The following is a 13,537-nucleotide window of genomic DNA, read 5'->3' as shown; positions in this document are numbered from 1 at the left end:
TCACTGGTTCGCCACGAGATAGCGCCCGGAGTCGGCCAGAATCACGTCGCGCACGGCCTCATGGTATTTGATGTAGCCAGTGCAGCGGCAGATATGGCCGTCGAGCGCTTCGGCGATGGTGTTTTCGAGATCGGCGCGCCTCACCGGAGCCTTTGCCAGACGTTCCAGCAGGACCTGCCCCTCGTTGAGAAAACCTGCAGTGCAGTAGCCGCACTGGAAGGCAAAGTGCCGGATAAAGGCCTTCTGCAATGCGGTGAGTTCACCTTCCTTCGCATGACCCTCGACCGTGCGAATGGTCTTGCCGTCAAAGCTTACCGCCGAGGCGATGCAGGTCGGGCTGGTGTAGCTTGTGCCATCGGGATCATCGATGATGACAGCGCAGCTCAGGCACTGCGCCGCGCCGCAACCGAACTTGGTGCCGGTCATGCCGAGATATTCGCGCAGGAAATCGTTCATCGAGAGTTCGTCGCGCACATCGACCGGGCCGTACGCCCGGCCGTTGATCGTGAGGCTCAATTTGGTCACGCCAGAACTCCCTTGAGCAGACTTGCCGTCACTGGCAGGGATTGGAAGCGGCGGCCGGTAGCGTCGAAGATCGCATTCAGGATGGCGGGCACGACCGGAACCATGACGACTTCCGCCATGCCTTTCGGCGGCTCATCCGGCGTCAGGGGCGGCAGCATCTCGATTTCGAGGTCGTGCAGCGGCAGATCCGATCCACGCGCGACGAGATATTGCCCGAGATTCCACTGGCCGTTGCCCGGGCCGCCTTCAAAGGGCGGCAGCGTCTCAAGCAATGCATAGCCTACTCCCATTGCGAAGCCGCCCTGCGCCTGACCCATTACTACCTCGGGTACCAGCGCCCGTCCGCATTCGAATACGCTGTAGGCCTTGGCAATGCGCAGCGCGCCGGTGGCGCGCTCGATCTCGATGCGGACCAGCGTGCCGCACATCGAGGTATAGGTGGTGCCGATCCGGTTGTTGTCGGTCGGCGGGAATTTGACGCTGACGCGGTTGATGCGTTCGAACTTGCCGTTGCCCCTGCGCAAGGCCAGCGCGTCGATCTCCGCGCGATACTGTTCGCCAAAAAGCGGAAAGCGGGCGCGCGACCATTCCCAGCGGGAGAAGCTGTGAGCCACTGCCCCGGTCACGAAATTGCGCGCATGCGCCTTCGCGGCCAACGCCGGCAGCGGCAATGGCGTGAGACCGGACATGACGAGTTGCCCATCCATCCATTGCGCCTTCGCCCAATCCTTTACGCGCGGATCGTTCGCAGCAATGCGCCACAATTCCAATGCGGCTGGCCACAGGCCGAAACGGAAGATGACGCGCGCGGCTTCGGCGGCCGAGTGGGTGCCGACATGTGCGCCGATCGAGGCACTGGTCGCCGAGCTGATCGCCGGCACCCAGCGCGGATTCTTCTCCGCAGCATCCTGTGTCTTCTGGTCCGTCGTGTAGGGATCACCCGATGTAACCAATCCGAGGGCATCATACGTGTCGACACGCGCCACCGAGACTTCGTCAGCGACCGCACCGAGATGGATCGCGACCCTATTGGCAAGCGCGGTGCCGATGCCGTTGCCCATCTCGGTATGATCGCAATAGATCGTGATCTTGCCGTCGGGGGACAGTTCGACACGACCAAGCGAACAATCGGCCCCGGTGCCATAGTCCTTGGTTACACACGCAACACCGGTACCGACGAGCCTGCCCTGCGCCGCGCCCGATTTCTGCTGCGCGCGCTGCTGCCAGATCGGATGCTTTTCGAGCTTGTCGAGGATTTCAGTGGTGCGGATCGAAACGCCGTAGGGATTACCGGTCAAGGTCCGGCCCTTGGACGCGAGCGCATTGCGCCGGCGGAACTCGATCGGGTCGAGCGGTAAGGCGGCCGCTACCTCATCAATCAGTACTTCGAGCGCCGTCATCGTTTGCAGCGTGCCGTAACCGCGCATCGATCCCGCGGTCACTCCGCGCGAATGAACGGCAACCGTGGTCACGTCGACCTTCGGCACATCATAGATGCCGATCGCGGCGGTCGCGCCGACGGTCGCCACATTGACCGAGAAATTGGCCAGCCCGCCGCCATCGAGAACATGATCCGCGGCGAAGGCCTGAATTTTTCCGGTCGACCGATCGACCCCGATCCGCGACCGCATCTTGAAGGCGTGGCGCTTGATGCCACCCTGAAACTGCTGATAGCGATCGTGCGCCAGCCGGACCGGATGCCCAGCAAAGAACATCGCCGCCAGCGCCACGTACAGCACGAATGGTGTATGATCGCGTCCGCCGAAGCCGCCGCCCATATGGGTGAACTGGGTATTGATCCGCGCCGGCTTGAAAGGAGCGCGGGCCTCACCAAGCAGATGCGCGATCGACTCCGCCGCTTCGTAAGGAGACTGCACGCCAAGAACCAGTTCGAGGCTTTCGTTGTTGCTGCTGTACCAGGCGAGACCGGATTCCGGCTCGAGGAACATCGGATCGACCGATTGCGTCTCGAACTCGCGATCCAGCACCAGAAGGTTCGAATTTTTGGCCGCGAGCTCAGCGCGGATCCGTTCGCCATGGATCGCCGCCTTGGCATAGGAAGCTTCGGTGTCCTTTGCGGCCGGCGACCATATCGGCAGCGGCGAGTTCTGCGAGCGCCCGGGGCGGACCCAGCCGGCCTGGATCGGCGAATAGACGTCGGGCGCGTCCGGCGTCGCACCGGCGACGCGCGTAAACCGATACGCGCCGTAAGCCGGCATCGCGACGGGGCCGGTCTCCTCGCCGAACCTCACGAACTTTCCATCGCGCAATGCAAGACGCGCCTGATCGAAGGCATCGAACGTCTCGAAGATCAACAGTGCGACCGGTTGCCCCAGATAGAGCGGCGTCTTGCCCAGCGGGCAGAACAGATCGCCGGTGTAGAATTCGGGAACGCGCGTGCCGATCTTCGCGAGATCGGCCGCGGTCACCACCACGGATGGCTTCAACGCACCGCTGAGCCGGCCGAGGTCCATTCCCACATAGACATGCGTGGCATCCGGTGCGCGGATGAGCATTGCGTGCGATGTACTCGCCGGCCAGCCCGGAAGGTCGGCCGCACGGAAGTCGGATGCGTAAAGCTTCGCGCCGATAACCTTGGCGACGCCATCGACCCGGCCCGCGCCATTGGCGGCCGGATTCCAGTTCGCACGCCCCGGAAGCGACGCACGCGGGGGCAAGCCGGCGGCCTCCGCCGAGTCTAGACGCGAAAGGCTGAGCGCAATGCCGCTCGCCGACACCCAGGTCAAAAACTCGCGCCGCGAAGGCCGCATGCCTTTGCCCTTTGTCGGAACTACTTCAAATCAGCGATGGTCGCTGGCCCCTGCCCCGGCGTGACCAGTGTCGGCCATTGCTTCGAGCCGAAGGGAACGGCGGGCGGCAGGAACGGCGTCATGCCACGCTTGGCGCTCTCGGCAACGATCGCGGCGCGCGCATCGCCACCCATCAGCTCATAATCCATCAGGTGGTAGTTGCCGAAGAACAGCGCACCGACCGAACGATCGGCGATGATGCGGGTCAGCGATTCCAGCATGTCCGCCGGCGTCGTCGTGAAGGAAATCGTCTCGATCAACAGCAAGCGGATATTGATCGCGTCGGGACCGAAGAACTGCGCCAGCACGCTGAACAGCACGTTGTTCTGACGCGCGACGTAGATCGTGTTGCTGGCCGCATACGTCTTGTCCCAGTCGGCGCCGAGCTGCGCCTTCCACTCGGCCAGTACCGTCATCCAGTGCGCGACCTGCGTCTGGGCCGCCCATGCGACGTTCTTCGCCAGATACGGCGCCTGTTTCTTGCCGAACGCTTCGAGCGTGCTGAAGGCAATGACGCCCTTGGAAATACATTCGTCCATGAAAGCGATATTGTTCTGCAGGATAGTGCGATTGTTGTCGCGCCAGCCCGGCTCCATCGGCGTTGCATCAAGACCGTCGAGCGCCGATTGCATGCGGCTGCGGTAGGCAAGCATTGAACCGCGCCAGGACTTGTTATCGGGGTTATCGACATAGGGACCAACGACCTGCACCAGCGCCATCGTGCTGTGACCGACCGACTTGAGCAATTGATACACGATCGGTACCTGCGGCGCGTCCAGCGGCGCCATTCCCGGCCGGTAGAGGATCATTCGCCCGCCGGCGCCCGAGAACAGGCCAAGGATCACCGGATGCTTGCTCAGAATGTTCTTCTGGAAAATCTTCGCTGCATCGCCGTAGAGCTCGAACATACCGGTGTTGAGCGCCAGCATATCCTTGGTTGCGGTGTCGGAAGGTGTTGCGGCGGCTTTGCCGGCGATGGGCGCCATATAGGCAGGAAGGGTCTGGGCACTGGCGACGGTCCCGCCCCAAAGCATGATTGCAGCGACGGTCAGGCTGGGGGCAGTTCTCATGTCGCGTTCCTTGTCGCCCTGAAATTGTATAGGCCGAACGCTGACGAATATCTGATTCTGGGGACTAGCGGTCGGTGCGCGGATAGCTAGACTTGGCACGAGGCCGGTAAACGGGCCCTTGCAGAAAAAGACCAAGTTGGGGAGGTCGATATGATGCGCTTGAGAACGGCGCTCGCGCTGGCAGCAATTGTTGCGGCGCCACCTCTTCTGGCTACGCCCGGCCTGGCGCAGGATTATCCGTCGCGGCCGGTAAAGGTGATTGTTCCCTTTGGCGCCGGAGGGCCTGCCGACGTCACCGCCCGCCAGATCGGCACCATCCTGCAGGAGAGTTTCGGCCAGCCCTTCGTGATCGAAAACCGCACCGGTGCCGGCGGCGTGATCGGCACGCAGGAAGCCGTCAAGTCGCCGCCAGACGGCTATACGCTGTTGATGATGTCGAACACCCAGACCGCGAATGAATCGCTGGTCCCGCAGCGCAAATACGAACTGATGCGCGACCTCGCGCCGATCGCGCCGGTCAACTATTCCGACCTCGTCATCGTGGTTCATCCCTCCGTGCAGGCAAAGACGCTGCAGGAATTCATCGCGCTGGCCAAATCGCAGCCCGGGAAATTGAACTATGCGTCGTCAGGCCAGGGTACGCCGTACCACATGGCGGGCGAGCTGTTCAAAGCCATGGCCGGCATCGACGTCATCCACGTACCCTACCGCAACAGCGGCGAAGCGCGCAGTGGCGTGATTGGCGGTCAGGTGCAGATGATGATCGATGCGGTCCCGGCGATGGCTCCCAACGTCGCCGAAAATCAGGTGCGCGCACTGGCTACAACCGGCAAGACGCGCTCAACCGTGCTGCCCAATGCGCCGACAGCGATCGAGGCCGGTATTCCCGGCTATGAGGCCACGATCTGGCTTGGCTTGATGGCGCCCGCTGGCACGCCAAAGCCGATTATCGACAAACTCAATGCGGCCGTGAACGCAGTTGTGAAACGGCCGATGTCGTCAAGCTCTGGACTCAGCAAGGCGCCGTTCCTATGTCGATGACGCCGCAGGAATTCGACAAATTCCTGCGCGGCGATATTGTGAAATGGGCCGAAGTGGTTAAGAAATTCGACAAGCCGCCACAATAAGAAGCCTTGAAAGGTTCGCCCTCGATGCCGACCGTTCGATTTCGCCTCAACGGCGCCGAGACCGAGATTGACGCCGATCCCGACCGGTCATTGCTGGATATTTTGCGCGGTCAGATCGGCATGACCGGACCGCATTTCGGCTGCGGCGCCGGCGAGTGCGGCGCCTGCAACGTCATCATTGGCGATCATGCGGTGCCCGCCTGCGATACGCCGCTGTGGTCCGTGGCGGGCAAGGACGTCACGACCATCGAAGGGCTCGGAACGATCGAACGGCCGCATCCGCTGCAGCGCGCCTTCATCACCGAGCAGGCGTTGCAATGCGGCTATTGCGTCTCGGGCATCCTGATGAGCGCAGCGGCATTGTTGAAGCGAAATCCGTCGCCGACAAGCCGGGAGGTGAAGGAGGCGCTCGACCGCAACCTCTGCCGCTGCGGATCGCATAACCGCATAGTGCGGGCGGTGCTGCGCGCAGCGGAAGAAATGGCGGCAGGATGAACCAGCAGGCGCCCGATCCTTCGCCGCCCAAATTGCCCGTCAGTCTTGCGGCCAACCCGAGGCTGTCGTCATGGCTGAAATTCTCAAGCGACGGACAGGTGACGGTCTCGCCGGGCAAGGTGGAAATCGGGCAAGGCATTGTGACGGCGCTGGCGCAGATCGCCGCCGACGAGCTCGATATCGATCTGTCGCGCGTGCAGATGGTCCGCGCATCGACCACCGCCAGCCCCAACGAGGGCGTAACTTCGGGCAGCCTTTCCATCCAGCAGTCGGGACGCGCGCTGCGCCATGCCTGCGCCGAAGTTCGCCGGATCTTTCTTCAGCAGGCGGCAGAACGGCTAGGCGTCGGCATCGACACACTCGATGTCGAGGACGGCACTATTTCCGGCCCCGGCAATGTCAGGACCAGCTATTGGGAGCTTGCCGATGAGGTCTCACTCAATCGCGACGCCGCGCCGGGTGTAACGCCAAAAATCGTAACGAGCCGGACGGTGGCCGGCCATTCGGTCCAGCGGGTCGACATTCCCGACAAGGTATTTGGCCGGGCGCGATTCATCCATGATCAGGCGTTACCGGGCATGCTGCACGGCCGCGTGCTGCGTCCAGAGAATGCACGGGCGAAGCTTTTGCAATTGAGAGAGGACGGTGCCCGTGAGGTGGCCGACCTCGTCGCCATCGTGCGTGATGGCAGTTTCACGGGCGTCGTCAGCGAGACCGAACATGGTGCGGAGCAGGCCGTTCAAGCCTTGCGTAAGGGCGCGACCTGGTCTGATGGCGATCCCCTCCCCGACGAGGGCGACCTGGCTTCATTCCTGAAAGCCCAGCCGGCGGAATCGACGATCATCGACAAGAAAACGGCAATTTCACCTGGCGCTGCGGCGCGAACCATCAGACGGCAATATACCCGCCCCTATATTGCCCACGCGTCGATCGCACCGTCCTGTGCCATGGCGCAATGGGACGGTGACCGCGTTCATGTCTGGACCCACAGCCAGGGCGTCTATCTCCTGCGCGCCGATCTGGCGCTGGTTCTCAAACTGCCGGTCGAGAACATCACCGTTGAGCATATGGAAGGTGCCGGCTGCTACGGGCATAATGCCGCCGATGATGTTGCGCTCGATGCCGTCTTGCTCGCCAGGGCGGCCGGCGGCCGGCCGGTGCGGGCGCAGTGGTCGCGGCAAGGCGAGATGTCGGATGCTCCCTTTGGGGCGGCGATGGCGATCGAGATTGAGGCGGACCTGGATGCGCAGGGAGAAATCGTCGGCTGGCGGCACGAGATCTGGAGCAACGGCCATGCGGCGCGGCCGGGGCGCGCGTCACAGCCCGCCTTGCTGGCGGGCTTCGAACTGGCAAATCCTTTTCCGCGCATGATCTCGACCAATCCGCCGCAGGCCAATGGCGGCGGCGGCGACCGAAATTCAATCCCGCTCTATGATTTTCCGTCCTGGCAGATTGAAAGCCATCGTCTGACGACGATGCCTATCCGCACCTCGGCGCTGCGGACGCTGGGTGCGCAGGGCAACGTGTTTGCGATCGAATCCTTCATCGACGAACTTGCCGCCGAGCGTGGCGAAGATCCGGTCGCGTTCCGGCTGCGTCACCTGCGGGATGAGCGGGCCAAGGATGTCATCCGTGCCGCGGCCACGCGCGCCCGATGGAAGCTCGAGAAACAGCCCGGCATCGGGCATGGCATCGGCTTTGCCCGCTACAAGAACACCGGCGCCTATTGCGCCGCGATCGCCGAGATCGAGAGCGCCGAGGATATCAGCGTCAGGAAGCTCACGCTCGCGGTCGATGTTGGCGAGGCCATCAATCCGGACGGCGTCATCAACCAGATCGAGGGCGGCGCCATCCAGGCCACAAGCTGGGTGTTGAAGGAACGCGTCCGCTTCGACCATCAACGCGTCACCAGTACGAATTGGACCGAATATCCGATCCTGCGCTTTAGTGAAGTGCCCGATGTCGAGGTTGAGATCATCCAGCGGCCGGATATGGACCCGGTCGGCGCCGGCGAAGCTGCCCACGGACCGGTTACTGCGGCCATCGCCAGCGCGGTTTTCGATGCGCTCGGCGTGCGGGTGCGTCATCTTCCGATCACGCGCGACAGCATCATCGCTGCGATGGAATTGACTTCATGAGCCGCCTGAACATCCTGAGCGGCGGCGCGGCACAGGGCCTGGTCGGAAGCCTGACGCCGGCCTTCAAGGCCCACACCGGATTCGATATCGCAGGCGAGTTTGGCGCGGTCGGCGCCATGGCCGACAAATTGCGCAAGGGCACGCCGGCTGACATCGTCATCTTGACCGCGGCGCTTCTCGCTAGACTGGCACAGGAGAAGCTGGTTGCCGCCACTTCGATCGCCGATGTCGGCCTGGTCGAAACTGCCCTCGCCTTTCGTACCGGCGATCCCCAGGCCGCCGTCAGGAGCGCCGCTGATTTGCGCGAGGTCTTGCTGGCCTCCGATGCGATCTTCGTGCCGGATACCACGGCCTCGACGGCCGGAATTCACGTCGCAAATGTGCTTCAGCAGCTCGGCATCGCCGATGAGGTTGCCGCCCGCCTCAGGATTTTCCCGAATGGCGCAACGGCGATGCGCGAGTTGGCGGCGTCCGAGGCGCGACGGCCAATCGGATGCACGCAATCGACCGAGATCATCAGCACCAAGGGCGTGACCTTGTCCGGTTCACTGCCGCCGGGTTGCGAACTCGCAACCATGTATACGGCGGGCATCACGACCGCCGCCGCCCACCCCCAACAAGCCCAGGACCTGATCGACTTGTTGATCGGCGCCGGACAACATGAGCAGCGCCAACGCGCCGGATTCATCAGCGGACAAGGCTAGGCGCCAGCGCATCGTCCAACTCGTGGGCGAGTCCTGCGGTCGCACGCAGCCCCAAACCAGTGCGCGGCACAACTTTTTGGTTTGTCAAAGCCAATTCATATACTAATATATTAATCGAGAAAGCAGCCATGCCCGCCCGCGCATCGAAAAAGACGGATTCAACGGTTCGCCGAATAGCCGCCGGCACTCGCCGCAGCGGCAGACCGCGTGCGGCGACGGCAGCGTCCAGGATCTATTCCGATCTTCGGATCGAGCTGGTGTCCCTGCAGCGCCGCCCCGGCGAAGCCATCTCGGAGGCGCAGATCGCGCGCTCCTACGGGGTGAGCCGCACCCCCGTTCGCGAGGCCATACTCAAATTATCGGATGAAGGCCTGCTGGAGGTCTATCCCCAGTCCGGCATCTTCGTTTCGCGCATTCCCGTCGCAGCACTTCCCGAAGCCATCATCATCCGCAAGGCGCTGGAGGAGACTACCGCGCGGCTCGCCGCGGAACGCGCGACGTCGAGCCAGATACTGGCGCTGCGGTCGATCCTGGAACGACAGCGCGAGGCCAGCGCTGCCGGAGACAGCGACACATTCCATCAGGCCGATGAAATGTTTCATGCTACAGTCGCCGATGTCGCCGGGTATCCCGGAATCTGGAAATATATCCAGCAGGTGAAGGTTCACGTCGATCGCTATCGCCGGCTAACCCTGCCCCAGCGCGGGCGGATCGCAAAGGTGATCGTCGAACACGAGGCCGTGCTGACCGCGATCGAGGCGCATGACGCGGAGGGCGCAAGGCGGGCGATGGAAATCCACCTCGAGAGCCTTCTCGAGAACATCTCGGCTACTCAACATATCAATCCGGAGTACTTCGACGAGCGACCCTAGAGTTCGAAAAAGCCCACAAAACGATAAAACAACATCAGGAGGAACAACATGAAACGCCGCGACTTCATCAAGCTAAGCGCAGGGCTCGGGGCCACAATGGCGACCACGACGCCGCTGTCATCCGCATTTGCGCAAACGAAAATGGTGCTGAAAGCATCGGACGTTCATCCACTGGGCTATCCAACGGTCGAAGCCGTCGTCCGAATGGGTAAGAAGCTGGAAACCGCCACCAATGGCCGGCTGACAATCCAGATGTTCCCCTCGATGCAGCTCGGCGGCGAAAAGGAAATGATCGAGCAGGCCCAGCTCGGCGCGCTGCAGATCGCCCGTATTTCGGTCGGCGCCGTCGGCCCCGTCGTGGACGACGTCAACGTTTTCAACATGCCCTTCGTCTTCCGTAACTCCAAACATATGGAGAAAGTCATCGACGGCGAAATCGGCGACGAATTGCTGGCGAAGATCTCCGCGAACGAAAAGACCGGCCTGATCGCGCTGTGCTGGATGAACGCCGGCTCGCGCAACGTCTACAACAACAAGCGGCCGATCCGGACCATGGCCGACCTCAAGGGCCTCAAGGTGCGCATGATGGGCAATCCGCTCTTCGTCGATACCATGAACGCGCTGGGCGGCAACGGTGTCGCCCTGGGCTTCGATCAGGTTTTCAGTTCAATGCAGACAGGCGTGGTCGACGGCGCGGAGAACAATCCGCCATCTTTCATTGCGCAGAACCACTATCAGGTGGCCAAGTATTTTACGATGACCGAGCACCTGATCATTCCAGAGCTTTTGGTGTTCTCACGCATCTCCTGGCAAAAGCTGTCGCCGGAAGATCAAGCGCTGATCAAGAAACTTTCCAAGGAAGCGCAGGCCGAGCAGCGCGTGCTCTGGTATGAAGCGGAGAACGCGGCCATCGAAAAGATGAAGGCGGCCGGCACCGAGATCATCACCGACATCGACAAGAAGCCGTTCCAGGAGGCCGTCAAACCGGTTTGGGACAAGTATGGCGCGAAATACGCGACCATGGTCAAGCGTATCGAAGCGGTGAACTAGCGCCAGGCTGGCGGTTGGCGAGTGGCCGGACACGTTCGTTCCGGCCACCCTTCCGAGCTGCCGAAGCGATTTGACTCGCCGTTATTCTCGAGGTCAAAATGTCCAATTCTACGGCCGGAATTTTTCGGCGTGTGAACGATGCGGTTTACTGGACCGGATCCGTGATCGCCTGCGTGGCGCTCGTGCTGGTCTCCGCGGTCATTCCATGGGCCGTCTATACCCGCTATATCCTCAACAGCGCCTCGTCATGGCCCGAGCCGATGGCCGTGCTGCTCACTGTCGGCATCACGTTCATCGGCTCGGCCAACTGCTATCGCCAGCGCATCCATATGAACATGACGGTGGGTACCGATTTGCTGCCGCCGCTGCTGCGACGCGCTTCGCTGTTCCTCAGCGAGATATTGATGGGCGTGATTGCGATCTTCATGGTCGTTTGGGGATTGCGGCTCGTTCATACCACCTGGGATAACTCGGTGGACGAATTTCCGTGGCTTTCGGTCGGCATCACCTATCTGCCGATCGTGGTCAGCGGCGCCATGATGCTGCTGTTCGTCGTCGAGCGCCTGACCATCGGGCCGCCGCCGCGCGACGGCAGCGACGCTCACGTACCGGTCGAGTAATTGCCATGGATATCGCGGTTCTGCTTCTCAGCATGTGCTTCTTCTTTGCGATCGGGATGCCGATCGCGTATGCGCTGGCGCTGTCGTCGCTGGTCGGCGCGCTCTGGATCGACTTGCCGGTCGGCGCCGTCATGCAGCAATTTGCCAGCGGCGTTGGGAAGGTCTCGATGCTGACCATCCCGTTCTTCGTGCTGGCGGGCGCTATCATGGCCGAGGGCGGCATGGCCAAACGGCTGGTCGACTTTGCGGCCGTGGTCGTCGGGTTCACGCGCATGCGAGGCGGCCTCTCACAGGTCAACATTCTCGCGACCACGATCATGAGTGGCATCTCGGGATCGTCGGTTGCCGACACGTCCGCGATCGGTTCGGTGATGATCCCCCAGATGGCCGCCAAAGGCTATCCGCGGGTGTTCGCAACCAATGTCACCATCAGCGCTTCGCTGCAGGCCATCATCATTCCGCCGAGCCATAACTCGGTGATCTACTCGCTGGCGACCGGCGGCGTGGTGTCGATTACCAGCCTGTTCCTGGCCGGCGTGCTCCCCGGCCTGCTGCTCGGCTTTTCGCTGATGGTGCTCTGCCTGTTCTACGCCTATCGCGACAAGCATCCCAAGGGCGAGCCTGTGCCGATCCGACAGGCGGTCAGAATGCTTGGTGACGCCGTATGGGGAATCGTGACGCTGGTCATCGTTTTGGGCGGCATCCTCACCGGCGTCTTCACGCCGATCGAGGCCGGTGCGGTCGCCTGCGTCTGGGCGTTCTTGGTCACGATGTTCATTTACCGCGACTACAAATGGTCCGAGCTGCCGCTGCTGGTCTACAAGACATTGCAAACCGTGGCAATGGTACTGACGCTGGTGGCGACGGCATCGTGCTTCGGCTATGTCGCCGCCCTGATGCAGATGCCGGCGAAAATGACCGAATTCTTCGTTGCCATATCCGCCAACAAATACGTGCTGCTGATGTGGTTGAACATCATGCTGCTGGTGCTTGGAACGGCGCTCGATCTCGCGCCCTTGCTGCTGATCTGCACTCCGATCCTGTTGCCGGTCGTGAAGAGCTTCGGCATCGATCCCGTCCATTTCGGCATCGTCATGCTACTCAATCTTGGCATCGGACTGCTGACACCGCCGGTTGGAACGACGCTGTTCGTCGGGTGCGCTATCGGCAAGGTTTCGGTCGATGAGGTGATGCGCGGCATCTGGCCATTCTACTATGTGATGTTTACGGTGCTGATGATCGTAACCTACGTACCCTGGCTGTCGCTGGCACTGCCAAGGATGTTCGGATTCTAATTCAGGCGCCGCAGTTCGCGGCGGGGAGACTGCGCGTGAAGATCGTCGACCTCAGCCGGGAGCTCTATCATCGCACGCCAAGCTATCCCGGCCATCCACCGGTCATGCACGGCGTGTGGAAGACCCATGAAGAATCCTTCGCCGAGTCGGGAAACGTCCACGGACTGGCGTCGATGTTCATCTCCATGGTGGACCACGCCGGCACCCACATCGACGCGCCCCGACATTTCGGCAGGAGCGGCATACCCATCGACGAGTACCCGCTGGAGAAATGCATCGTGCCGGGCATCTGCATCGACCTACGCCACATCGCACCTCGCGCCGAGATTACGCCGGCCGATCTCGAAGCGGCAGTGGCGAAGGCCGGCGTTCCGGTGCCGAAGGGCGGCACCGTCCTGCTCTGTACCGGTCACCACGAACGTACATTCCCCCGCAAGGAATATTCGAGCGACAATTCCGGCGTGAACGTCGCCGCCACCGAATGGCTGGCGCAGCAGGGCATCGTGCATTTCGGTATCGATTCGATGCGGCCGGGACCGGAGGGCAAGGTGAATGCCCTCGTCCACAAGGCCTGCCTCGACCTCGACATCACCCATATCGAGAGCCTGTGCAATCTCGAAGCGCTGCTGGGCCGCGGCCGGTTCACCTTCATCGGCCTGCCGATGAAGTGGCGCGGCGGGACAGCTTCGCCGATCCGCGCCGTTGCAGTGTTTGACATGTGAACATCACCAACGGCGGCATCAGGCCGATCCGCCCCAACCCTTCATTCTCGGGCCAGCGCATATGATGCCAAGGTGCAAGCGTAAGGTTACAGCCTGCGGTCGCCGCAAG

11 protein-coding genes and 1 pseudogene are annotated in these 13,537 nt (G+C 62.1%); 9 read left to right on the top strand and 3 right to left on the bottom strand.

Going from position 1 to position 13,537, the window contains the following annotated elements; all coding sequences use genetic code 11:
• Genes GWE18_RS08710 through GWE18_RS08700 form a run of 3 tightly spaced genes read right to left on the bottom strand, consistent with a single transcriptional unit; the run spans position 1 to position 4,405 of the window.
• Positions 1–525 (bottom strand): 2Fe-2S iron-sulfur cluster-binding protein, encoded by a 525-nt coding sequence (locus tag GWE18_RS08710; RefSeq protein ID WP_275185353.1) that lies wholly within the window; start codon positions 523–525, stop codon positions 1–3.
• Positions 522–3,296, bottom strand: a complete 2,775-nt coding sequence (locus GWE18_RS08705; RefSeq protein WP_275185352.1) for a molybdopterin cofactor-binding domain-containing protein — start codon at positions 3,294–3,296, stop codon at positions 522–524. Before GWE18_RS08705 ends, GWE18_RS08710 begins: the two co-directional genes overlap by 4 nt.
• Before the next feature lie 20 nt (positions 3,297–3,316).
• Complete coding sequence (locus tag GWE18_RS08700; protein ID WP_275185351.1) at positions 3,317–4,405, bottom strand: hypothetical protein; 1,089 nt, start codon at positions 4,403–4,405, stop codon at positions 3,317–3,319.
• A gap of 153 nt (positions 4,406–4,558) precedes the next feature.
• Here GWE18_RS08700 and GWE18_RS08695 point away from each other — a divergent pair.
• From GWE18_RS08695 to GWE18_RS08655, 9 genes and pseudogenes are all read left to right on the top strand, one after another.
• Positions 4,559–5,532: pseudogene (locus GWE18_RS08695) on the top strand (tripartite tricarboxylate transporter substrate binding protein).
• Between the two features lie 24 nt (positions 5,533–5,556).
• Positions 5,557–6,027 carry a (2Fe-2S)-binding protein gene (locus tag GWE18_RS08690; protein ID WP_275185350.1) on the top strand — a complete coding sequence of 157 codons (471 nt, stop codon included), beginning with the start codon at positions 5,557–5,559 and terminating at the stop codon, positions 6,025–6,027.
• Complete coding sequence (locus tag GWE18_RS08685; RefSeq protein ID WP_275185349.1) at positions 6,024–8,165, top strand: molybdopterin cofactor-binding domain-containing protein; 2,142 nt, start codon at positions 6,024–6,026, stop codon at positions 8,163–8,165. Before GWE18_RS08690 ends, GWE18_RS08685 begins: the two co-directional genes overlap by 4 nt.
• Positions 8,162–8,869 (top strand): substrate-binding domain-containing protein, encoded by a 708-nt coding sequence (locus tag GWE18_RS08680; protein ID WP_275185348.1) that lies wholly within the window; start codon positions 8,162–8,164, stop codon positions 8,867–8,869. Before GWE18_RS08685 ends, GWE18_RS08680 begins: the two co-directional genes overlap by 4 nt.
• A gap of 128 nt (positions 8,870–8,997) precedes the next feature.
• On the top strand, positions 8,998–9,741 hold the full coding sequence (locus tag GWE18_RS08675; RefSeq protein ID WP_275185347.1) for a GntR family transcriptional regulator: 744 nt from the start codon (positions 8,998–9,000) through the stop codon (positions 9,739–9,741).
• A 48-nt stretch (positions 9,742–9,789) separates the two neighbouring features.
• Entirely contained in the window at positions 9,790–10,791 is a 1,002-nt protein-coding gene (gene dctP / locus GWE18_RS08670; protein ID WP_057852616.1) for a TRAP transporter substrate-binding protein, read from the top strand.
• Positions 10,792–10,889: 98 nt separating this feature from the next.
• A complete protein-coding gene (locus GWE18_RS08665) occupies positions 10,890–11,411 on the top strand; it encodes a TRAP transporter small permease (RefSeq protein ID WP_275185346.1) in 522 nt (173 codons plus the stop codon).
• 5 nt (positions 11,412–11,416) lie between these two features.
• Positions 11,417–12,706: a TRAP transporter large permease gene (locus GWE18_RS08660; protein WP_275185345.1), complete on the top strand. Its 1,290-nt coding sequence runs from the start codon at positions 11,417–11,419 to the stop codon at positions 12,704–12,706.
• Positions 12,707–12,741: 35 nt separating this feature from the next.
• Positions 12,742–13,428 carry a cyclase family protein gene (locus tag GWE18_RS08655; protein WP_275185344.1) on the top strand — a complete coding sequence of 229 codons (687 nt, stop codon included), beginning with the start codon at positions 12,742–12,744 and terminating at the stop codon, positions 13,426–13,428.
• Positions 13,429–13,537: the final 109 nt, after the last annotated feature.

Source organism: Bradyrhizobium sp. CSA112 (assembly GCF_029051645.1).
GTDB lineage: Bacteria > Pseudomonadota > Alphaproteobacteria > Rhizobiales > Xanthobacteraceae > Bradyrhizobium.
The sequence above is the reverse complement of the archived record's forward strand: the minus strand, read 5'-3'. Positions and strand labels throughout refer to the sequence as shown.